Below are 22,889 nucleotides of genomic sequence, written 5' to 3'. Positions count from 1 at the left end.
CGGGCAGCGCTAGTTGTCGCAGAGGAAACAGGCACTTCCGAGCGTGCAGATCGAATTCGCGGCGCTTGACCGACGTCTTCACTGATCACGTAGTGAGCATGATGCCTATTGCTTTTCCAGTGAAATCTGATGACCGATGCCATCGAGCGCGATTTCTCGCACGATCTCCAGAGAGGCCGGATCGAGCACCCAGAGCTTGCTTTGCTCGCGGCTGGTGACCAGCAATCGGCCGTCCTTTGGCGTCACAGCAAGATGGTAAGGTGCCGGGGCCAGCCCGGCGCTGTGCCGGGTGCCATCGTCAAGAGTGATCCGGACAACTCGATCGTCACCCTGGCTCACGGCGTAGAGATTGCGGCCGTCCGGGCTCAAACCAATGCCATGGGGCGCCTTTCCGACCTCATACCTGTCTGTAACGTTACCTGAAGCGAGGTCGAGCATCACAACTTGTCCATTCTGGACATCATTGACATAAAGCCGATCGCTACTATCGGAGGCGAGCAGCATGTGCTCCGGGCTGCCGCCAACGCGCATATTGCGCCGCACGAACCAATGCTCAGTATCGATCTCGCTGACAGTGCCATTGCCCGCATTGCTCACAATCAGGGACCGGCCGTCGCCGCTTTCGACAAGATAGTTGGGATTCGGTCCAGTCGCGATCGTCGCGACGAGCTTGCCCGATTCCAGGGAGACAACACTGACACCGCCGCCCATGGGGTGCGTCGAAACTGCATAACGGCCGTCTGCCGTCACCAGCACATGGTGCACCGGCCCCGGCACCTCCAGCTTGCGCGCCACGGCATTTGTGCTCGTGTCGACTACATACAGCAATCCGCTGTTCTGCGCACCGGCGGAAGCCTCCTCACTCCCGCCGTGGTGGGCCGCGTGCTCGTCCGCTGAGACCCCCGCTGGACGCTCGACTGCCTCCGCAGGTTCCCGAGGGGTGAGGCTACCGGCGACCAGATACCGGCCATCCGGCGTCAATGCCGAGCCGTGCGTATTGACAGTGCCCGTGATCGTGGCAGTTCTCTGATTGTGCTCCAGATCGATGACGGCTACGGCGTCTGCCGAACCCATAGGCACGAAGGCCTGATTGCCGGCTGCCAGAGCCGATGCGCCCATCGCGGCACCCGCCACGATCGTGCCAAGCCACAGTTTGGTTAATTGTCGGTTCATGCTTTCACTCCTGAGGTGGTAGGCGCTGTGCCCTGCTAACCCGTACCGGGCGCCGACCGCGTGACGTCCAGACCTTGGCAAACCGCCTGGCGGCTCGAAGCTCGTCAACGGTCAGTTCTTGCTGATCTCACATAATTCCATCGGCGCGTTGCTCCTCTTCGAGCTTATTCGGCAAATAGCAACGGCCGTCTGTCTACTCTCGCTGGGAGAGAGTGCTAGGTTTACGGTACCTGGGATTCCTCCAGGTAGCGGAAGAAGTCCGAATCGGCGCTCAGCATGATGGTGCTGTTGCTTCCTAGCGCCCGGTAGCTTTCCAGCGTGCGAAAAAACGAGTAGAACTCCGGATCGGCACCAAAGGCTTCGCCGTAGATGCCGGTGGCCTCGGCGTCGGCTTTGCCCCGAATTTCCTCGGCTTTGCGAGCCGCCTCGGAGCGAATGCGCTGAAGATCGCGTTCCATGTTACCCAGGATTTCCTGGCTGCGGCCCATGCCTTCGGAGCGGAATCGCTCGGCGATCGACTGACGCTCGGCAATCATCCGGCTTTCGACCTGCTTTCGCACCGAGTCGATGTAGTTGACCCGCTTGATGCGCACGTCGTCGAGCTCGATACCTAGCCGTGGCATGGAATCCCGAGCGCGGGCGAGAATTTCCTGTTCCAGCCGTTCGCGTCCCAGCTTGGGCTGCTTCTCCAGGTTCACGTCCGAGCGCTCGGCCAGCGCGGGGTCATCGAGTGTGTCGACATCCACGGTCCAGTCCTTGGAGCGCACGATTTCCTCGAGTTCGGTCGACGAGACCATGTCACGCACCACCGAGTCCACGATGTCGTCGAGCCGGGTCCGTGCACCGGCCTCGTCGCGCACGCTGGTCAAAAACAACAGCGGATCGGCGATCCGCCAGCGCGCCGTGGTATCGACCAGGATGAACTCGCGGCCAAGCGTCGGAATCTGCGTAACGTCGCCGTCCCAGACCAGCAGACGCTTGTCGAAATAGCGTACCTGCTGCCACGGCAGCTTGACCTTCAGCCCGGGCTCGCTGATCACGCCGCCGATGGGCTCGCCGAACTGGACGATGATGGCCTGCTTGGCTTCATCGACGGTATAAAACACGAAGCTTCCGACTGCGATCAGCACGACCGCAACGAGTGCGATGAGTATCGATTTCATTTGTCATCTCCAGCGTTGCCGGCGCGGCGGTTGACGTCGAGCAACGGCAGCGGGCTCATCTGGCTGCCCTGGATGACCAGCACCTGGCCGATGTCGGGCAGCACCTCGTTGATGGTTTCCAGGTACAGCCGGGAACGGGTCACTTCGGGGGCCTGCAGGTACTCGGCGAGCACCGCGGAGAAGCGCGCACTTTCGCCCAGCGCCCGATTGACACGCTCGGTGGCATAGCCCTCGGCCTCGGCGACGGTGCGCAGGGCCGCGCCCTCGGCGTTGGGAATTTCCTGGTTGACGCGCTTCTGCGCCTCGTTGATCGTGCGTTCGCGCTCCTGGCGGGCTTCGTTGACCTCGTTGAACGCCGGCTGCACCGCTGGCGGCGGGACCACGTCTTGCATCTCCACGGTGTTGATCCGGATACCGGCGTTGTAACCGTTCATTATCTCCTGGATCTCGCCGCTCGCCTTCTGCTGGATTTCAACGCGCCCGACCGTGAGCACCTCGGAGCCGAGCATGTTGCCGACGATGCGGCGCATCACGGATTCGGAGATATCGCGCAGCGTGCGGGTCGACTCGCGCATTTCGTACAGGAACTCGATCGGGTCTTCGATGCGATACTGGACCACCCATTCGACATCGATCATGTTCAGGTCGCCGGTAAGCATCAGCGACTCGTCTTCGAATTCCTGACTGCTATAGCCGGTACTGCCGCTGGTGCGAGTGCCCTGGGTGCGGAAACCGAATTCCTGCTTGAGCACCCGCTCGGTAGCCACGCGCTGCACCTGATCGATGCCGAACGGAATCTTGAAGTGCAGGCCCGGGTCGGTGATGCCGATGACCGCGCCGAAACGCTTGACCACGGCCCGCTCCTCGGGCTGGACGGTATAGAACGCGGTGAACGCGCCCCAGATCATCAACACCAGTATGGCGACGCCGATGATGCCCTTGCTGCCGAAAGGCACGCCGCTCACGCCGCTGCCGATCTTGTTGAACAACTCGCTCAGGTCCGGCGGACCTTGCCGGTCGCGACCGTTTGAGCCTGCGGATTGAATCATGTCTTGCTCCGTTGAACCCGAGCGCACCAGCCTGACTGTTCCGCCCGACCGGAACCGTTACAGTTTGGGCGCACAAGTTCGACCCCATTGATTTCCAATGATGTCAGTTGGTTATTGGTCGATCAGGATGGCTTGGCTCATGTTGCTTTTAGGGCACAATCGATTTTTCTGTGACCGGGCCGTCGGCCGGCGTTATCGCATCGCATCATCACTGCTGCCAACCGCCGATAGGCCAGGCCCCGGCAATCGCATCAGCGATTGCCGGGAACCGCAATCCAGAACGGAAAACTGCCGTCGACGGGCTGGTGGCGCACCACCTCGAGCGACTGCATGTCGACCACCGCAACGGCGTCCTCGCCGGTGACCGCGACATAGAGATACCGCCCGTCAGCACTGGCGCGCACCCCATGGGGCCCGTTGCCAACCTCGACTCGCGCGGCGATCTCGCGGTCTTCGGCGTCGATGAGGGTAACCTTTGAACCAGCGATGGCGCTCGTGGCCACATACTCGCCGCCGGGGATCACGTCGATCCCGCCATGGGCATCACCGACCTCGAAAGTCTGGACCATTTCCTTCGTTTTCAGGTCGAGCACGCCGACCCGACCAACAAAGTCCCGGATCCACAGGTACCGGCCGTCCTCGCTGAAGTCGAGATTGTGCGGCGTATCCAGTCCCGGCGTCGCAATCGTGCGCCGCTTTTCCAGTGTTTGCATATCGACCATGGCAATCGCGCCTTCCCCTTGCAGGGTCACATAGGCAAGCTCGCCGTCGGCGCTGAAACGTATGTTATGGGGCGTGTCACCGACACGAATGGTCTTCGCCACTTGCTGTGTGGACAGATCAATCACGACGATGGTGCCCTGTTTCGCGGCAACCGCCACCCCGTAGCGGTCATCCGGGGAGATCTTCACCCCCTGGGCGAGCTCGCCGATCTCGATACGGGTGCTCAGTTCGCCGCTCTGTGTGTCGATAAGATAAGCCTTGCCGGTTTTCAGCCCGGAGACCAGCAACCATCGGCCGTCCGAACTCAGCGCATCGTAGTGCGCGCCTTCGATGCCTGACCAGGTCTCGCCGGACGGCAACACCTCGACTCGACCGCTGCTCTGAATGGCAACGTAGATCGGCTCGGGCATCACGGTTTCGAGCGCCACTTTCGCACCCTGCGGCTTAGCGGCCCCGCTCGCATCCGCCGCGGGCGCAACCCAACCGGTTACAGGTATCAAGCCGGCCGATAACAAAAGAATCGATAAATAGCGCATTCGGTATCTCCTTATCGGCACTTAATTTTGGCCAAAACAACAGATCGTCGCCCGGTCCTGCTTCCACGTAGATGCACGGTAGTGAAACCAGCATTCCAAACGTACGGCCGGCGCAAACGGAACCTCCGACGGACGGCTGAACACCGGTGGCTGCGACTCAAGGCAACAAAACCGCCGATCCCAGCGCTGCCAGCAGCGGCTGGGCGAGCATGCCAACCAGCACGGTAAGCAGACCGGCCGCGAGCATGGCCACGGCCGCCGATACACCGAGCGTATGGACCGGTGCCTCGGCGTCGTCGAAATACATCGGGCCCAGCACGCGCAGATAGTAGAACAGCGAGATCACCGTATTGATCACGGCGACCACGGCCAGCCAGGCGTAGCCGGCGTCGATGGCGGCGACGAACAGCATCAGCTTGCCGACGAAGCCGGCGAGCGGCGGAATACCGACGAGCGACAGAAAAGCGATTACCAGTACGGCCGCGGCCAGCGGTCGCGACGCCGAGAGGCCTGCGTAGTGGGCCAGGTCGGTGCGCCCGCGCAGCCAGGTAATCATGGCGAAGGCAGCCAGGTTGGCGACGGCGTAGCCGGCCAGAAAGAACAGCAGGGCCGGCAGGGCCTGAGCGCTAAGCCCGACGACGGTGATCGCCATGAGCGCATAGCCGGACTGGGAGACGGACGACCAGCCGATCAGGCGGCGCACATCGGTCTGGGCCAGCGCGCCCAGGTTGCCGAGCGTCATCGTCGCCACCGACAGCACGGCGAGAATCGGCCGCCAGGCGATCATGTCGGCGGGAAAGATCTCCAACAGCCGAATCAGCGCGACGCCGGCGCCGATCTTGGGCACGACCGTGAGGAAGGCCGCGGCCGGCGCCGGGGCGCCCTCGGCGACATCGGGCAGCCAGGCGTGTGCGGGCACCGCGCCGAGCTTGAAGGCGATGCCGATCACGACCAGGGTCAACGCTAGTAACGTCATCGCCTGACCCGGCGCGCCGTCGAGCGCCGCGGCCAGCACCGCGTAGTCGGTGGTACCAAACAGGCCGAACAGCAGGGTAACGCCGATCACCAGCAATGCGTTGGTGAGCGCGCCGATGAGAAAGTACTTCATGCCGGCCTCGACCGACAGCGCCCAGTCGCGGTGATAGGCCGCCAGCACGTAGCCGGTCACCGACGACAACAGCACGCCCATGACGAGCTGCAGCATGTCCATGGCCCCGGCGAGTAGCAGCACGCCGAGCGTGGACAGCAGCAGCATGGCGTAGTACTCGCCGTGGCGCCGATCGCGCGCGAACCAGGCCGGGGCGAGCAGCACGCACACCGCGGCCGCGACGAGGATCAGCAATCGCCCCCAGATAGCCGCGCCGTCCAGCGCCCAGACCCCGGAAAAGGCCGACTGCGGCGGCCCGCCGAGCTGGGCGATCGCGAGTACCGTGGCCACGGTGAGGCCGATCAGCGCCAGCGGCGCGCCCAGCCACTGCAGACGCTGGGGCACGAAGGCGGCGGTCAGCAGCGTGACCACCGCCGTGACCAGGACCGCGATCTCCGGTAGAACGGGAACCGGCGACAACTCAGCGCCCTCCGACCAGGACGGTACTCGCGCTGTTGATCAGTTCCAGCAGCCACATCGGATAGACGCCGATCACCACCACCAGTACCAGCAGCGCCAGCAGGATCACGCCCTCGACCGCGTGCAGATCGGTAAAGCCGGCCAGCTTGTCCGGCAGCTCGCCAAAGAACAGTTGCTGGATCATCTTCAGGAACAGCACGGCGGTGATCAGGATGCCCAGCAGGCCGATCGCGGCCAGCCAGGGATAGATCGCGAAGGTGCCGACAAAAATCTGGAACTCGGCCACAAAGCCGGCCAGGCCCGGCAGGCCGAGACTGGCGAACGCCGCCACGATCATCGCCCCGGTCAGGCGCGGCGCGGGCTGCGCCAGGCCGCCGTAGTAATCGATCGCATAGTTCTGAGTGCGCTGCCAGAAGGATCCGGTGATCAGAAACAGCGAACCGGTGATCAGGCCGTGGGCGACCATCTCGACCGTCGCACCCGTGAGCGCGAGTGCCCGCGCGGCCTCCTCGCCGTCGACCAGCGCGCCGGCCGCGGCGATACCGAGCACCGCATAACCCATATGATTGATCGAGGTGTAGGCGATCAGACGCTTGAAATCCTTTTGCGCGAGCGCGACCAGCGCCCCCCAGAGGATGGAGATGACCGCCAGCACGCCGAGCCACAGCGCGTAGCGGCCAAAGGTCGCCGTCATCATCGAATACGGGATGCGAATGAGCCCGTACGTGCCCATCTTCAGCAGCACGCCGGCTAGGATGGCCGAAGCCGGCGCCGGGGCGTTGACGTGGGCCGGCGGCAGCCAGGTATGCACCGGGAACAACGGCGTCTTGATGGCAAAGGCGATCACGAAACCAAGCAGAATCAGACCGGCGCGCAGGTCCATGCCCGCCACCGGCTGGGCCGCGATCAGCGCGCGCATATCGAAGGTATGCGGCTCGATGGACAGATACAGCGCGATAATGGCCAGCAGCAGCGGCAGCGAACCGGCCAGCGTGTAGACAAAGAACTTGAGCGCGGCCCGGCGCGCATCGCCGTGGCCCCAGCGCCCGATCAGAAAATACATGCCGACCAGGCTGAGGTCGAAGAAGACATAGAACAGCAGCAGATCGAGGGTCAGAAACAGCCCCAGCGATGCCCCCATGAGGAACAAAAACCAGGCGTAATAGGCGCGTGCCCGACCCTGCGTGTCCGCCGGCCAGGCAATGGCGGCGACGAACAGCAGTGCGCTCATGAGCACGATAGACAGCGCGATGCCGTCCACCCCGAGGCGCCAGGCCACGCCGAGCGCCGGAATCCAGGGCACCTCGACCACCGACTGGAACGCCGGCGCCCCGGTGTCGGTATTGAAGCCGGCCCAGACCGCGACCAGCAGCAACAGCGGGATTGTGGCAATCGCGGTTGCGAACCCGCGGGCGGTGGCCGCCGAAACACCGGGCCACAGCACCAGCGCGAGCGCGGCGAGCAAGGGGACGAGAACCACCAGTGTCAGCATGTCAGATCCACCAAAGAGCCAGAACGAATAGCACAACGAAGCCGACCGCGATCAGCGCATAGTAGTGATGCGACAGGCCGGTCTGCAGACGCCGGGTATCCGCGCCGCCGACGGCCACCAGACGCGCGGATCCTTCGGCCAGCCCGTCTGCCAGCCATTCGCCCGTGCGCCCGCCGAGATCGGCCAGCCACAGGCCGACGGCCGCCGCCCCGCCGGGCAAGGTATCGGCGGCCGCCTCGCCGTAATCGGCCAGCCTTGCGCTGATTTTTTGCACCACGGCAGCGGCCAGCCAGGGCAGACGATCAACGCCGTGATCGTCGTATCGGGCGAGCCGACGAGACAGCCCCATCACCGGCTGAATGACAAGGACGCGTATCGCGGTCGGCAATCCCAGCCAATCGGCGGTGCGGGCCGCCTCCGGGTGTTCCGCAAGCCATTCGGGGTGCGCCGAGAGCAAACGCCCCACATAGAGGCCCAACGCCAGGACCAGCAGCGAGGCGATCCATTCCCAGGGCGGCGCGGCGGGTAGCGACAGGCCTAACGTCTCGGTCAGCACACGCTCGCTGGCCGGCAGCCACAGCAGCGACAGCACCGCGGTCATGGCCACCAGCAGCGCGATTGCGCCCGTTTGCCAGCGCGTGTCCGCACCTTGCGCGTCTTGCGACCAGCCAAAGGCCAGCAACTGAAACCGCACCGCGTAGGCAGCGCTGAAGCCGCCGGCGAGCATCACCGCGACCGCCAGCAACGGATGAATATGGCCAGCGGCACTGACGATGGCTTCCTTGGTCCAGGCCGCCCCCAGCGGCGGCACGCCGGCCAGCGCCAGCGCGGCAATGGCGGTGAGGCCGGCGAGCACCGGCAGGGCACGCCCCACGCGCATCTCGGCCAGTTGATAGGTCCCGGCGCGCTCACCGGCGCTGCCGGCGGCCAGAAACAGCGGCGCCTTGAACGCGGCGTGGGCCACCAGATGGGCGAGCGCGATGAGCGGATAGCCAGCGCCGACAGCGATGAACATCAGCCCGAACTGGGCCGAGGTCGAGGCCGCCAGCAGTTTCTTGGCGTGATCCTGCAGCATGGCGGCAAGCCCGCCGGCCAGCGCTGTTATCAGACCAATCGTCAACACCGCCGGGCCAAACCAGCCCACGACCGAAAGCTGCGGCTGCAATCGCAACAACAGATAAGCGCCGGCGGCCACCATGGTCGCCGCATGCAGCAGCGCGGAAACCGAACTCGGCCCGGCCATGGCCCGAAACAGCCAGGGCGCGAACGGCACCTGGCCCGACTTGGCCGCCGCCGAGACCACAACGCCGACGGTGAGCACCTGCAACAGCACGCCGTCGAGCGCGCCGAGATCGGCGAAGGCCAGTGAGCCGGTGCCCGCGAACGCCGCCATGGCGGCAATGAACAGCCCCAGATCGCCCAGCCGCGTGGTGATGAAGGCATAAAGGCCGCTCTGCGGGTTGGCCGCGTCGCGCCACTGGTGGCCGATCAGCGCCCAGGAGCAGGCGCCCACCAGCTCCCAGCCGATGAGCAGGGTCAGCCAGTCGCCGGCGATGACGAGCAGCTCCATGGCACCGACGAAGGCCAGCAGCAGCGCGAGCAGCCGGGCCAGCCCCTGACTTGCCTCATGGACACCTGCATAGAGGACGATTGGCAGCGCCACCGCCGGCACCAGCACGGCCATCACGGCGGCGACCGGGGGCAGCCCGGCCTGTAACTGCAGGGCCGGGCTCCAGACGAGCGTGGCCTGCCAGTCGCCCGCCACGGCCGTTATCGCCAGCAGCAGCGTCACCGCCATCGCCGCGACGGCGGCCCCCGTCAGCGTGCCCCGCCGTTCGGGCGCAGCCAGGAACAGGCCGAGCCCGGCCAGCAGCGGAATGACTGGCAACCCCCAGAGCATCAGTGCTTCATCGTCGGCAGGCCTTCGGTGACGTCAGCCTGGCGCTTGCGGTAAACGGCGGCGACCAGCGCGAAGCCGATCGACATCTCGATCGCCATCACGGCCATGACCACGATCGCCAGCAACTGGCCTTCGGGCACGCCGGCCGCCGTGCGGGACCAGAAGCCAACCACCGCCAGCAGCGTGCCGTTGAGCATCAGTTCCAGGCCCATCATCAGCATGACGAACGACTGCTGCGACAGCGCGCCGTACACACCGATGCCGATCAGCGCGCTAGCCACGATCATGATTGCCTCAATGCTCATGATGGCCGCCCTCGCTATCACAGTGCTCATGGCCATGCTCATGGCCGTGGCCATGGCCATGGCCATGGTCGTGATTGTGGCCATGGCCGTGATGATGGTGATGATGGCCGCCGCCCGCCTCGGGCACGCGGCCCGCGGGCTCGCCGCCGGGTACGAGCGGCGGCGGCTGCGAGCCAGTGTCGGCTGCACCAAAACGCCCGCTGCGGCTGGACAAGATCACCGAGCCGACCATGGTCGCCAGCAGGGTCACGCCGGCCGATTCGAAGATCAGCATCGAATCGCCGAGCAGCTCGATGCCAAGATCGCGGATCACCGGCTTGCCGGCGGCCACTGGATCGGCCGGAAACTCGGTCACGAGCGTGAGGGCGGCCAGACCGACGAAGGCCACGCCACCCGCGGCCAGCGAAAAACGATGCTGATGGACCATCATCATGGGATTGAGCCCGGCCGGGTTCATCATGAACATGACCATGAACAGGGCCATGACCATCATCTCCACCGCCATCATGAACACCGTCGCCACGCCCAGATAAGGCGCGGCGAGCAACAGCATGGTCAGGCCGACCGCGATGAAGGACAGCAACAGCAAAAACGAGGCGCGCACCATGGAATCGGTGGCGAACACTCGCCAGCCGCTGATGATCGCGATCGCCGACAGCGCGTAGAAGGCGAGATCGATACCGCTCATGCCAGCGCCTCCAGCCCGGCGAGAATCAGATCGACAAAGGCCAGCGGCATGAGCACGATCCACAGCAGCGTGAGCATGCGCGACGGCGACAGCCGGGCGAAGGCGTGGCTCAGGGCCACCAGCGGTACCAGCAGCGCGGCGGTCTTGAGCACCAGCCATACCGGGCCCGGCAACCACGGACCCAGATAGCCGCCCAGGAAGGCGCTGCTCGCCATGGCCGCGAAGGCCACCAGCATGGCCAGCCGGGCGGCCTCCCAGACCAGCCGCGAGGCGCCGGACACCTCGACGCTCGTGCCGCCGGCCAGATCGCTGGCGTCCGCGTAGTTGAACGGCCCGCGCAGGGTCAGGGACAGCCCCAGCAACAGAAACAGCGGCAATCCCAGCGGCTGACGGACCACGTTCCACAGACCGCGCTGGGACTCGACCACCGCAGGCACCGACAACGACTCGGCGGGCAGCGCCGCGGCGATGAGCACAAACATGCTCAAAAGCATGACCGGCAGGCCGATGGCCACATAGCGATAGGCGCCGATCATGGCGAGCTGCGAGTTGGCCGACCAGCCGTGCAGGAATACGACCACCACGGTCAGCGCCTCGACGGCGCCCCACAGCACGATGCCGACCTCATAATCGAACAACACCGCGTCGGGCGCGAACGGCACCACCGCCAGGCCGACGCCGGCCAGGGCCAGATACAGCGCGGGGGCGAGCTTCCAGTTCAAAAGATCCGGGCGCTCGGTTTCATTCTGCTGCTGGATGAGCAAAGCCGCTGCCCGCTGTAGCGGCCGCACCGCGACCCGCGCAAGCGGCCTTCCGGCCATCCAGCCGGTGACCAGTCCGTCGAGCGCGGCGACCCACCAGGCGCCGAACCCGAGCAGCACGAGCACACCGAGGAATGTGGCCAGCGCGATCATTTGCTGTCCGCCTCGTCTGCTGCGTCGCCGTCATCTTTTGCTTCGGCGACGGGCAGCATCCGTACCAGCGCCGCGCGGTCGAAGCTTGCCAACAGCAACAGCGCCTGGCCCCATTCCAGCCCCGGCAGTCGTTGCGCAAGATCGGGCGCAGCGGCGGGCTCGGGTTCATCGCGCGAGACGCGACCGCAAGGGCCTTCCAGCGACGTGCCCTGGATCGTTGCATCGCCGGCGGCACGGATCAGAGCCATGGACTGCGCTGCCTCGGCCAGCCACTGATCGACCCGGGCCCGCGCCGTGCCTGCGTCCCGGACCACGGGCTCGAAGCCCACTGCCTGGTAGGACGCCTGATCCACCCGCGCGTCGGCGGGTTCGCCGGCGGCGCGCTGGACGACGCCACCGAGCGCGGCCGCCTCGGCTGCCGTCAGGCGCCCGAGTCCCATCGGGATCGCGCGCAGGGCGCCGCTGCGCCGCAGCCTCCGATATAGCCCGGCGATGTCGGCGCTCTTTCCCGCCTCGACGGCATGCGCCATGCGCCGACAGCGCTCGGCTCCGGACAGTAACTGCAGCAGGGTTAGCACCTGCGCCACGCAGCGTAGGTGATGTCCGGCGCGCAGGCGTTCCAGCGTGGCGATCGCCACCGGTTGGGTGAGCGCGCGCCGAAAGGACTCGAGCAGCGCAGCATCCGGCTCGTAAGGTGGCCGAATCACGGTCGCGGATTGAACCACATCGCCCTGCAGCGTGAGTTCGAGCACCAGCCCAGACGGCAACAGCGGCAGATACGGCCCGAAGCGCGCGGTATAGGGATCCAGGTTCAGGCCATCGCGAATATCCGGCTGGGGCGGCATGGGCATGGGCCGACCGTAAGGCGTGCCGCCCATCATTCCTTTGCCGCCCTGGCCGTGGTCGCCAAGGCCGCGCCACGGCGCCGGCGGCTCGTCGGCCAGCAGATGCGCCTCCGAATCGCGCGCCCCGGCCAGCAGCTCCCGGTAAAGCGTCTGCATAGCCGCTACCGGATCGGCATCCGCGGCCAGGCTGTGCGCCTCCGGCAGATCGAGTCCCGTGTCCGCGCCCCAGCATAGCGTGGCCCGCGGGTGCGGGAGCTGGTCGTGGACGCGCTGCAGTGCCTCGCGATCCGCCGCGCGGATTCGCCCGACGACCAGCAGGATGCTCGCGTGCCGCGGGCTGGCCACCCAGTCGATATTCGGAGACAGCGCAAAATCCTCGATTCGTTCGCGCCCGCCCTCGCCTTCGGCGACGAACAACGGCACGGGTGCGGCGGCCGCCAGTTTGCGAAGCGCGCTCATTGCCACCGAAATATGCCCTCGCGCCAGCCATAGATGATGCCGATCGACAGGATCGCCAGGAACATGCCCATCTCCATGATCGCCTTGACCCCCTCGGCGACATACACCACCGCCCACGGGTACATGAACATCATTTCCATCTCAAAGGCGATGAACAGCAGGGTCATGGAGTAGAAGCGCACGTGGTAGCGCTGCCAGGCATGGGTGCCCGGTTCGTGACCGCCCAGTACCGGTGTTTTCTGTGGCTCGGTCACACCGGGCAGACCCGCTGGCTGTGCCAGCCGTTGCAAAGCGAGCGCACAGCCAGCCAGAAACAGGAACACAACGCTGAGCAGAAATAGATCAATCAACGGCTTGTCTCCTCTTTCGCCGTGGCGCGCACACGCGCCCGGGACCGCCAACGCCCCGCTGCGACCACTCATGCCCGCCCTACAGCCGAATACAACCGATCCTTCGGGCAGATGAAGAATCCAGCGGCAGACAAGCGATCCGTCCGCATAACGCGGCGGCCCTCACCAAGCGCTGGATCGATTTCCTACGGTGCTAGAAACAGAATGGACAGAACGTCTTTATGTCGTCAAATAGCTGCGTTCTGAATGAGACCGCTCAGACCGTTCAAGGCATGACACAATGATCGCGATGCTGACATTTTTATATTGTGATACAGATACATATAGGTTCGTTATTGTGACAGATACGGATTTTACCGCGTATATGTAGCCGCTAACCCTAGACTACGGTTCAGGGTTCGAACTTTGCGCTTTTTTGAAGACACTCGCCACAAAGTCAATGCGGAGCGTTTTGTCCAGTATCGACTACGCCGCTCGACAGCGTCGACGGCGGCAAACAAAGCCCTGAGTCATTGCATGCCTGTATGCGCGCCCGCGCTTTCAAGGGCCTGTCGTGGTCCGATGCGGCCAGATTCGTGATCAGCTCCAGCCGTCCGGAATACACCTGGATCGGTTCACCGAGACCGACATCGATTTGCTCGCCTGCCGGATAACTCATATTCGCCGATACTCGAATGCCGTTGTCCATGAGTTCGGCTTCAGTGGAAATAAGAAAGTCGAGTGAAGCCGGGTTGGCGTTGATATGCCACGGCGGCTCTATCGCCAGCTCGATTCGAACAATATCACCGTCCCGGGATGCGTTGAGCTCGACATGGTCCGAACTCGACATCTGCCGCGTCTGCGCCGAACTGCCGGGCTCGGCCTGCTGGGTCTGCGCCTCGGATTGCGAGTAGAGCGCCACGATATCCGCGCTCGAGTCACTCGTCGTCGACGCCGACCGGTCACCTGCTGTCTGTGCGTTGCGCATATCGCCCGGCGCTGGCCACTGCCAGAACAGGAAAATGCCGCCCACGACTGCCGCGCTTGCCGAGGGCGCAAGCCAGCGGATCACGATGTTTTTAATCATTGCCACGAGTTGACTCCACGCTGGTTTCTATCGCCGTTTTCAACGTACCGACGGTGAATAGATCGGGTAAGCGCTGGTGGATGGCGCCGTCGGGCTTCAGCACCACGGCAAACGGCAGGCCGGCACCGCCGAACGAGCGCAGATAGGCGTCAAGCTTCGCGTCCGGCCGAGTCAGATCGGCGCGCAGGACACGCATGTTTGTCGCTTCGACGACGTGCGCAATCGCTTCATCGGCATAAACGGTCTGCTCCAGAACCTTGCAGTTGATGCACCAGTCGGCGGTAAATTCGATCAGCACCGGGCGATTGGCAGCTCGGGCAGACGCCAGCGCTGGCTCGGTCAGCGGCTGCCAGGACAGGTCATGTGCCGCGGCGCCGTTGCGGTTGAGGCCAATCGCGACGGTGCTCACGGCAACCAGCGCCAGCACCACCGCCGGAACCAGCCGGGCACCGACCCCGGGGCCGACAGCGAATGCACGAAACAGCCAGAACGTCAGCGCGCCGAGCCAGACGGCCCACAATAGCGTGGCGAAGCGTTCTCCCAGCACGGTAGTCGCAAAGAAGGTCGCACCCGCCAATAGCGCCAGACCCATGACCTGTTGCACGCGTTGCAGCCAGGGCCCGCTGCGCGGTATACGCGAGAGCAACCCGGGCCGGGCCAGCAGAATCAGATACGGCAAGGCCAAGCCAATACCCACCGCAATGAACAACATAAAGATGGTGCTCGGCGTCTGGGTAAGAGCAAATGCCATGACGCCACCGAGAAAAGGCCCGGTACAGGGTGTCGACAGGACTGCCGCCAGCAAGCCGGCCAGATAAGGCTCGGCGTAGCCGCTCGCTTGGATCCGGTAAACCCATTGCGGCGGTTGGACACCGCCTCCGGCGAGACTGTAAACGCCAAGGCCGGCCAGCAGCAGCGCCAATGCGGCCCGGAACCAGGCTGCCTGGAACAGGCTGCCCCAGGTCCAGTTCAATGTCGCCGTAGCTACCGCGAGCGCACCGAAAAAAGTGAGTGTACCCGCCAGCAGTGCGACGGCCGCGATCAGTCGTTGTCGCCGGCCGTTGCCGACGGCCCGCGCGATGGTGCGCAACTTGATCGGCAATGCGGGCAATACGCAGGGGGTCAGGTTGAGCAAAGCCCCGGCCGCCATCGCCAGCGCCAGGTTCGTCCAGATCGTCATGACATCGAGTCGCCTTTGCGGTTGACGGTACCCGCTGCGACCCGCGCGGCGCAGAGGGCCAACGTGCTGATAGTCATTATCATCGTGGCATACCCAAGCGATCAGGCTGCTTTTTTGGCCTAAGCGGACACACGAGCACACCGAATGGTCATGAGCCCCCACCGCCAGTTGATCTTGTAGGTGTCGGTAGCCTCCACGACAAAACCGGTCCGTTCGAGCAGCCGCCTGCAGTCACGCGCCCGGTAGATCCGGGCGTGCGCACGGCCGAGCAGGCGCTGATATTGCTCGAACAATCGGCACATCCAGTAATCGCCGCACCAGTCCGTGATAACGAGTTGCCCGCCGGGCTGCAAAACGCGCCGTATTTCGCCCAGCGCCTCAACGGGCCGGCCGATAAAATGAAACATGTTGCAGGACACCACGGTGTCGAACTGCGAGTCGGCAAACGGCAACTGCTCGGCCCAGCCTTGATGAAGCTCGACTGCCGGCGAAAGTTTATGGCGCGCTGCCTCCAGCATGTGCGCCACGGGATCCACCCCGGCCAGATAGCCGGCCGAATGCGTCGCCGCAAGACGATGCAGCAAGGCGCCGGTGCCGCAGCCGATATCGAGCAACCGATCCTCGGCCCGCAGGGGCAGGCGCGCGATGGTTTCGCGGGTGGTCGCTTCGATATAGAACGCCCACTTGCGGTCATACGCGTTCGCGAGTCGCTTGTATTCCTTGACGACCCGGTTTTGTGTCTTCATTGCCGATCGACAATCGTGTCTTTTTCGCGTGCCAGTCTGCGGCCGGTCATGCGCGCACGCGGTAATAGCGCATCATGCCGCTGTCCTCGTGCTCCATGTTGTGACAGTGGTAAAGATAGAGCCCCTCGAAATCGGTGAACGTCAGCGCGATACGCACCCGTTCGCCCGGCAGCACCAGCACCGTGTCCAGCAGACCGGCATCGACGAGTCCCGAGTCCAGGCCCGACCAGCCGCGCCGGTCGTTCATACGCCGGCGCTCCACCACCGCGAACTGCAGGCCGTGCACGTGCATCGGGTGCGGCATCATGGTGTCGTTGACGAATTCCCAGATTTCGGTTTGGCCCAACCGAACGACTTCGTCGTCGGCCACGGTCGCGCCTTCGAATTGGCGCCCGTTGATGAAAAAACCACGCATCATGCGCATGCCGAGCTCGAACCGGCGTATTGGCGTGTCAGACGTTACCGCTGGCAACACAGGCGTCGAATCCAGATCCGGCGGCAATGGCCGCCCGTCGCGTACACGATCGGTTACGCGCAGGCCCAGCAGATCGAATCGCGCGCCTGCCGGCAACGCTGATCGGCCCATCATGGCGCCCATACCGCCCATCATCCCGGTCTGGTAGGCGTCGCTGATAAGGCGTAGCCGCTCACCGACCTGCGCTCCAGACAAGTCGAGCCACACATCCACGCGCTGGGCCGGCGCCAGGGTCACATACGCCAGCCGCTGCGGTTTAGCCAGCAGTCCGCCGTCGGTCCCGATCACCGTCACCGGCCGGCCGTCGCTCCAGGCCAGCTTGTAGATACGGGCATTGGACCCGTTGAGAATCCGCAGGCGATAAGGGCGAGTGGCGACGTCGCGGGTTCGCGGCGGACGGCCGTTGACCAGGACGCGATCACCGAAAAATCCCCGCATTCGGGCCATCATCGCCCCCATGCCGTCCATATAGCGCAACGCATTATCGCCGGCGAAACTGCGATCCTGCAGGATCAGGATCAGTTCCTGCTCGCCGCCGGGCAGTGCGAGCCCGCGTTCGATATCGTCCTCGATCACCAGCGGGCCGGCCAGCCCGGCATAGCTCTGAAAACCGACGCGGCCACCGTCCGGGCCGTGAGGGTGCGGGTGATACCAGTACAGCCCCGCGCGGTCGCGCACGTCGAAGGTGACGGCCATATCCTCGCCCGGCTTGATCGGCAGGCGCGGCTGGCCGTCGACATCGGGCGGCACGTGCAAGCCGTGCCAGTGGACCGTGGTGTCCTCGGGCAACCGGTTTTCCAGCGTTGCACGCACGCGCTGTCCCCGACTTAGTCGAATCAGCGGTCCCGGGTAGCTGTTGTTGATCGAAGACAGCGTATTCGCAGGCCCATCGACCAACGTGGCGTCATAACGCCAGACCTCGCTCGGCGTGCCCGGCAGTAACGGCACCGTATCGCGCCGGGCACGCAGTCGAAAATCGACGTCGACTTCACCATTGTCAGCACCGTGCGCCGGTGCCACGCCGCTGCCACTGTCTGCTGACCCCTCGTTTGTGCAGGCGCTGAGCAGAATCGACGGCGATACGGCAGCCAGCCCTGCCACACCGCCGATTCCACCCAGCAGGCTTCGGCGCTTTTGATCAATGTGCGTCACACCGCCCCCGCTACAAGAGATCTGCCTGAGGTGAGTACGGCTCACCGCACATCACCACGCAGGTACTTGATCAGCGATAAAACGCCGAGCACCAGCAGGGCAATGATCAGCAACGCGAACAGCATGCAGGCGAACATCATCGAGCCGCCCATCATGCCGCCCTGCATCATCCAGCCATCCATCATGCCGGCGTTACCCATATTGCCGGGCCCCTGCTGCGCATGGGCCGTGGCGGGCAATCCCGCAAGCAGCAGCCATGCGATGGTTTCGAGATATCTCATGATTCAGCTCGTCTTTAATCGAAAGAAACAAACAGGCGAAAGCGCAATAAAACGCGATGCACGCACGTCAGTACGTGGCATAGATTTCGCCGGCCAGCGTCCGGATAGCAAAGGGTTCTTTTTGCTGACCTGGCATACCGGGAGAGCCTGTCGGCATACCCGGCAGCGAGATACCGCGTATGTCCGGCCGTTCGCGCAGCAACTGGGCGATAACCGGCTCGGGTATATGTCCGACCACAACGTAGTCACCGATCAGGCTGGTATGACAGGACGACAACTGGCGTCGCACCGCGTGTTGTCGGTTCACGCTCGCCAAGGCTGCGTTTTCCACGATCTTGACGTCGTAGCCTTTTTCATTGAGATGCTCGGCATATTGCTCGCAGCACATGCAGCCGGGGTTGTGGTACAGCGTGGCTTGTAAAGGCGTGGCCGCGACCGGACCGGCCGACACAAAAAACAGGAACAAGGACACGAGCGACAGGCGCACTGCGTCCGTAAGGTGTAGATATTTCATCCGAGGAGACTCCACGTGATCTTTAAAGAGATTCCGGCAAGCCTTGGGGGCACACGACAAATGGGGTCGCGAGACAGCCCAGGTCACCAGCCTGTGGGCTGGCCTGAACATCGTCAGTCCGGATTCAAGACGCGCTCACGCGTCGATCAGATCAAACGCGGATTACACGTGGAGGGAAGGGATCGGGCCCCGTCAGGCGCCGACCTGGATGATCCGCCACGTAGAACACGGGCGTCATACCATGCACAGGCGCCAGATCGAGCGTACCGTCAGTAATATTGGCGGCCATGCCGCAAAAGACGACGGCGCAAGCCGAAGCCTGGGCGGGAGAATGCGGCTGTCCGGAATCCAGTTCGCACAACACGCAATCGCTGACGGCACTTTCGGCCGGCATGGTCGATGCCATGACGGCTGGACTGGCCAACAGGCCACCGAGCACCCAAACCGCGATCAGCATGTGGACGAGACACCGCTTCATAAATGCACTATAGGACGCCTATCTTCCACGGACAATACTGAAGTGGGGTCCAGGGTTGTAGTTTTTTTACAAGCCGAAAACGACAGAATCGAGCTCAAAACCGATCAGCCGCAGGGGTGCCTGATGCTCCACCCTGTCATCCTGCGTGCGATGGCAATCAGCACGTTCTCGCCGTTAACGCCGATGCGGATCGCTATCGATCGGTTTGCAAGCAAGTCGAGGGATCGTCGGTTACACGCGCCTTGAAGCGGTGCCGTCCCCCAGCATCCTCGAGCCACCGCAGAACGGTGTGCGCGGGTGAGAAAATTGTCGGGCATTCTCACCTTCGCCTGGTTGGCTGCATTGATGACAAGCGACATACACTGACCCTACTGGTTAGCGAGCCACGGCCGTATTCGGTGGCACGTAAAAGGCACATCACGGACTGACACACAGACGGCGAAGCCTTGAAGGCTTATCGTCGCCGGCCTATGTGACCCAACACAGCGCGGCCTCTGGCCATGAACACTGCGTCCGCATCGAGACGAGATCTATCCTGATCTATGAAAAGTCGATCGATACACCTGACACATGTGTACCGATTCATCGATGCGCCGGCAGGCCCGAAACCCACTGGCATCGATTGCCGATTGTCCATGGATTCCCGCTAGAATGCCGCAAGTGGCCGAATGCAACCGAGTCCGTGTGAAACCCCGGGCTGGTAACAGTCCGGTCAAAGATCGCGGCTCTGCACACAACGAACTCGCTGAAACCTCGACCTTCGGTGTTTAACACCGCCTGGGCCGATCGCCGTCATGCAAACCGATGCTTCGAAACGCGGCGTTGATCGACACAACTACGTGTTCCGCGTCGACGCGCCGATCACAGCAAGACCGGTAATCTCCTGTGGTGAAATATTCAGTCAAGGATTCGACGGGTCGACGGTTTTCGAAGCTCCGGTCTACTGTGATGAATCCTTGGCCGCATCAGCCCGCCTCAAATGTTCGGGGTCAAAGCTGAGGCCGGCGATGAGTAACCCGCCGACGCTGAACCTTGGATTGGTCATCAATGAAGAGCACGCTCAAATCGTGGAGGCCATGCGGGCGCGCGATAATCACCCCGCCTTTACGGCGTTACTCATGGCATTACGCGAACACGCGGTACGGTCGCGCCGAGTCGCCGCGACACGACATACAGTGTTATGCGAGCGCATCGAGCACGGTCTCCAGCCGTTTCGTGGCCGGCGGAGATTCGCTGCGCTGATCCACAAGCCGTGTCTTCATACCCAACGCCGCCGCGCCGTCGATATCCGCATGCGGCGAATCCCCAACCATCAGTGTTTGTTCAGCACGCGCGCCGACCATCGCCAGTCCGGCATCGAATAACGCGCGCTCGGGCTTAAGCGCACCGACCTCGTAGCTGAATGCGAAACCGGCCATCAAATCTTCCAGGCACCGACGTACCGCGGGCCCGTAGGGCGCCGGCAGGTTCGAAACGACGGCCATCGGCACCCCGCGACGCTTCAATACGTCGAGTATTCGGCGAACGTTGGAGAAAAGCTCAGTACGAGCCGTGATGGCCGCCGCCTGGTACTCAAGTACGGCTTCCGGCGGTGCGCGGCCGGGGTCACCTATGGCGATGAGATCTGGCCATCCGACCCGGCCCCGCATCCACTCGTCGCGGATCCGGCGGCGTTCTTTCGCCGGCATCATACGATGCCAGGGCAGCAACTCGCTGACCGGCGGCGCTTTGCATAGCGTGCCGAATGCATCAAACAATACCGCCGAGGGTCGTGTTGTCATCGCTACCTACGAGTCTCCGATAGTGTGGGCGGAGACGAAGCCGCGTTCGTCAATGCCAAGACATTGCTGACGCAGGCCCACAGAACAACGCGCGTGGCGCCGGGCATCATTGCAATCTGCCCCAGCACTCGACGGGCTTTTATAGCGAACCGGCCGAATCGAATTGGGCATGAGGGCACCGACGTTCTTCACGCTAACCTTGAGATAAGCGCTACACGCCCCCTCTCTTTCAGCAACCGAGCCATCCGCGCAACTGCCCCTCAGTTCTCGGGATAAATGCCATACTCGATGCAAGCCAGATGCGCCATCACGATCGCCGTGCGGTCGGGGTCGGCGGCGTATTGCTGTGGCGAAACGCCACCAAAGCGGTGCTGTATACGACAAAGCCAATGGCGTGCTTTGGCTTCGTCGCCGAACGCTCGGGTTGCTCGTTCAAGGAGCTGGGCTGTTGTAGTAGCCTCGCCCATCTCGTGTCCCCGCCGCAGCACGCGATTTCGATAGATCAATATACGCATTGATAATCAATATCGACAGGTTCGACCTACAGCGCCACAATCGCCTCGTATCCGATTTTCTGCTAAAGATAACTGAAAGCACAGATCGCGTGCCCTGGAACCCATGAAGTATCTCGACGACACGGACCCTGACCTGGCTAGCCAGGAACTGAGTTACAGCAAAGAAGCAGCACGCCTTTACCGAAGCACGCCCGCGCCGGATATTCCGTTTGACGGCCTGTTGACCGAGACCGAGATGGCTCGGCGGCTCGACATCTCGAATGAAGCGCTTCACCAGCGTCTGACGCACGGGCTGCTTCTCGGCTGGCGCCAACAGTCAGGCCAATTCGTGTTTCCGGCCGGCCAACTGGACGCCCTGAACCGGCCGGCGCAAGGTATGGAGGGCGTACTCTCGAACTTATCCGACCCACAGGTGGCATGGCTCTGGTTGCATCAGCCCACCGCGCTGCTGCGCGGTCAGACACCGATCGAACTACTCAAGCCCGACGATACCGGGCAAACGAGCACGGAGCAGATCGAACGCGTCGTCGAGGCTGCCCCGGCAAAGGCCTTGGGCGCTTTTGAATAGATAGCCTGGCCGATTAGGGACCTTTTAATGCATCGGTGAATGACCATCAGCTCAAGCCGGTGGTTGCTCACTTGCGTGCTCAGCGTGTTCGAAACGGCCCGATCTCTCTCGTTCGAAGTACTACGCTTTGCAGGGAAACGGTCAGTCAGGTGCGTTGCTACGATTTCCGGGGTTTGACGCAACTCACCCACGATCGCGGCACGCGGGTGCTAAACCGCGGGCCTATATACGCGCGGCACACCCAAGACGCGGATTAGCGCGGCTTGCGTATACACGATCCCGCCCTTCACAGCGCTGTCGATCTCGAGGGATTGTTTGCATGGGAACGCGGTCATCCGGTAACCGAAAATCTCTTGAGCGCGTGATTCACGTCTCCACGATGCAATCGATCTGAAACGGGCCATGCTCATCTGGATAGCCAAGCTGATCACTGACAATGTGCGTTGCGCCGCGAGCAGGACGAATAATCTCGTTCGCTGAACAGTGATTGTGGCCATAAATCCATAGCGGCGCGGCATCGCCCATCAGGGCCTCCAAATCGTTGTGGAAATACGGCGTGAGCTCATCACCGATACCGAACATCGGATTGACGACAGCCAGCGACGGCGCAAAATGCGTGATGACGACGGCAGGATCCGTGACGCTCAGCTGACGCGTTAGCCAACCCACGCTGTATTCATACCATTCCACCATTTGTAATGGCGACAGCAGCCGCGCCCCGTTGCTGATTTCCGAAAAATCGGCAACGATCGGGTGCGCGATTCGAGACGACTGGATCCAGCCCAAAGGGCCCGCATCGAATCCCGTCCAGAGGGTGCAGCCGAGAAAACGCGTGCCGTTGATCCGTACCTCATCTCTTTCGAGCAGATACACGCCCAAATCAGCGGCACACGCCCGAGCTCTAGGTGTGACCTCTCAGTAGATTGTTCATCCGAGCCGCAAGCCTTGAAGCTGATGGGTGCTGAAATC

General features: G+C 63.4%; 23 protein-coding genes. 1 reads left to right on the top strand and 22 read right to left on the bottom strand.

The genetic code is table 11. From position 1 onward, the window contains the following. Positions 1-105: 105 nt before the first annotated feature. The 21 genes from S4A8_RS13805 to S4A8_RS13705 form a co-directional block, all read right to left on the bottom strand. Positions 106-1,173 (bottom strand): cytochrome D1 domain-containing protein, encoded by a 1,068-nt coding sequence (locus tag S4A8_RS13805; protein ID WP_353220566.1) that lies wholly within the window; start codon positions 1,171-1,173, stop codon positions 106-108. Positions 1,174-1,394: 221 nt separating this feature from the next. Next, a complete protein-coding gene (gene hflC, locus S4A8_RS13800) occupies positions 1,395-2,336 on the bottom strand; it encodes a protease modulator HflC (protein WP_006911977.1) in 942 nt (313 codons plus the stop codon). Next, a complete protein-coding gene (gene hflK / locus S4A8_RS13795; protein ID WP_006911978.1) occupies positions 2,333-3,385 on the bottom strand; it encodes an FtsH protease activity modulator HflK in 1,053 nt (350 codons plus the stop codon). Before hflK ends, hflC begins: the two co-directional genes overlap by 4 nt. Before the next feature lie 251 nt (positions 3,386-3,636). Next, positions 3,637-4,644, bottom strand: a complete 1,008-nt coding sequence (locus tag S4A8_RS13790; protein ID WP_006911979.1) for a YncE family protein — start codon at positions 4,642-4,644, stop codon at positions 3,637-3,639. 157 nt (positions 4,645-4,801) lie between these two features. Continuing rightward, positions 4,802-6,211, bottom strand: a complete 1,410-nt coding sequence (locus tag S4A8_RS13785; RefSeq protein ID WP_353180901.1) for an NADH-quinone oxidoreductase subunit N — start codon at positions 6,209-6,211, stop codon at positions 4,802-4,804. 1 nt (position 6,212) lies between these two features. Beyond that, entirely contained in the window at positions 6,213-7,703 is a 1,491-nt protein-coding gene (locus S4A8_RS13780; protein ID WP_353220565.1) for a complex I subunit 4 family protein, read from the bottom strand. A 1-nt stretch (position 7,704) separates the two neighbouring features. After that, on the bottom strand, positions 7,705-9,603 hold the full coding sequence (locus S4A8_RS13775; RefSeq protein ID WP_353220564.1) for an NADH-quinone oxidoreductase subunit 5 family protein: 1,899 nt from the start codon (positions 9,601-9,603) through the stop codon (positions 7,705-7,707). Continuing rightward, on the bottom strand, positions 9,603-9,908 hold the full coding sequence (nuoK, locus tag S4A8_RS13770) for an NADH-quinone oxidoreductase subunit NuoK (RefSeq protein ID WP_006911983.1): 306 nt from the start codon (positions 9,906-9,908) through the stop codon (positions 9,603-9,605). Before nuoK ends, S4A8_RS13775 begins: the two co-directional genes overlap by 1 nt. Next, the gene (locus S4A8_RS13765) at positions 9,898-10,596 is read right to left on the bottom strand and encodes an NADH-quinone oxidoreductase subunit J family protein (protein ID WP_353220563.1); all 699 of its coding nucleotides are present in this window, start codon (positions 10,594-10,596) and stop codon (positions 9,898-9,900) included. The genes nuoK and S4A8_RS13765 overlap by 11 nt, the downstream gene beginning before the upstream one ends. Further along, the gene (locus S4A8_RS13760; protein WP_353220562.1) at positions 10,593-11,510 is read right to left on the bottom strand and encodes an NADH-quinone oxidoreductase subunit H; all 918 of its coding nucleotides are present in this window, start codon (positions 11,508-11,510) and stop codon (positions 10,593-10,595) included. Before S4A8_RS13760 ends, S4A8_RS13765 begins: the two co-directional genes overlap by 4 nt. Then, positions 11,507-12,814, bottom strand: coding sequence for an NADH-quinone oxidoreductase subunit D-related protein (locus tag S4A8_RS13755; RefSeq protein WP_353220561.1), 1,308 nt, complete (start codon positions 12,812-12,814; stop codon positions 11,507-11,509). The genes S4A8_RS13760 and S4A8_RS13755 overlap by 4 nt, the downstream gene beginning before the upstream one ends. Further along, entirely contained in the window at positions 12,811-13,104 is a 294-nt protein-coding gene (locus S4A8_RS13750) for an NADH-quinone oxidoreductase subunit A (RefSeq protein ID WP_434555268.1), read from the bottom strand. Before S4A8_RS13750 ends, S4A8_RS13755 begins: the two co-directional genes overlap by 4 nt. A 496-nt stretch (positions 13,105-13,600) precedes the next feature. Next, a complete protein-coding gene (locus S4A8_RS13745; RefSeq protein ID WP_353220664.1) occupies positions 13,601-14,230 on the bottom strand; it encodes a protein-disulfide reductase DsbD domain-containing protein in 630 nt (209 codons plus the stop codon). Then, the gene (locus S4A8_RS13740; protein WP_353220560.1) at positions 14,223-15,410 is read right to left on the bottom strand and encodes a protein-disulfide reductase DsbD family protein; all 1,188 of its coding nucleotides are present in this window, start codon (positions 15,408-15,410) and stop codon (positions 14,223-14,225) included. The genes S4A8_RS13745 and S4A8_RS13740 overlap by 8 nt, the downstream gene beginning before the upstream one ends. Before the next feature lie 119 nt (positions 15,411-15,529). Continuing rightward, entirely contained in the window at positions 15,530-16,156 is a 627-nt protein-coding gene (locus S4A8_RS13735) for a class I SAM-dependent methyltransferase (protein WP_353220559.1), read from the bottom strand. Between the two features lie 46 nt (positions 16,157-16,202). Further along, complete coding sequence (locus tag S4A8_RS13730) at positions 16,203-17,651, bottom strand: multicopper oxidase family protein (RefSeq protein WP_353220558.1); 1,449 nt, start codon at positions 17,649-17,651, stop codon at positions 16,203-16,205. Between the two features lie 173 nt (positions 17,652-17,824). Next, positions 17,825-18,064, bottom strand: coding sequence for a hypothetical protein (locus S4A8_RS13725; protein WP_353162117.1), 240 nt, complete (start codon positions 18,062-18,064; stop codon positions 17,825-17,827). A gap of 67 nt (positions 18,065-18,131) precedes the next feature. Further along, positions 18,132-18,551: a DUF411 domain-containing protein gene (locus S4A8_RS13720; RefSeq protein ID WP_040608362.1), complete on the bottom strand. Its 420-nt coding sequence runs from the start codon at positions 18,549-18,551 to the stop codon at positions 18,132-18,134. A gap of 178 nt (positions 18,552-18,729) precedes the next feature. Beyond that, a complete protein-coding gene (locus S4A8_RS13715) occupies positions 18,730-19,035 on the bottom strand; it encodes a hypothetical protein (RefSeq protein WP_021031852.1) in 306 nt (101 codons plus the stop codon). Between the two features lie 1,199 nt (positions 19,036-20,234). After that, positions 20,235-20,837, bottom strand: a complete 603-nt coding sequence (locus S4A8_RS13710; protein ID WP_353162121.1) for an HAD family hydrolase — start codon at positions 20,835-20,837, stop codon at positions 20,235-20,237. A gap of 260 nt (positions 20,838-21,097) precedes the next feature. Further along, a complete protein-coding gene (locus tag S4A8_RS13705; protein ID WP_353162124.1) occupies positions 21,098-21,352 on the bottom strand; it encodes an antitoxin Xre/MbcA/ParS toxin-binding domain-containing protein in 255 nt (84 codons plus the stop codon). A gap of 103 nt (positions 21,353-21,455) precedes the next feature. Here S4A8_RS13705 and S4A8_RS13700 point away from each other — a divergent pair, with 103 nt between their 5' ends. Beyond that, the gene (locus tag S4A8_RS13700) at positions 21,456-21,920 is read left to right on the top strand and encodes a hypothetical protein (protein ID WP_353162127.1); all 465 of its coding nucleotides are present in this window, start codon (positions 21,456-21,458) and stop codon (positions 21,918-21,920) included. Between the two features lie 366 nt (positions 21,921-22,286). On the opposite strand, the gene S4A8_RS13695 is transcribed toward S4A8_RS13700, so the two are convergent. Next, on the bottom strand, positions 22,287-22,793 hold the full coding sequence (locus S4A8_RS13695) for a metallophosphoesterase family protein (protein WP_353162130.1): 507 nt from the start codon (positions 22,791-22,793) through the stop codon (positions 22,287-22,289). Positions 22,794-22,889 lie beyond the last annotated feature (96 nt).

The sequence above is a fragment of the Salinisphaera sp. S4-8 genome (assembly GCF_040361235.1).
Lineage (GTDB): Bacteria > Pseudomonadota > Gammaproteobacteria > Nevskiales > Salinisphaeraceae > Salinisphaera.
This window is presented reverse-complemented; position numbering and strand designations above follow the sequence as displayed.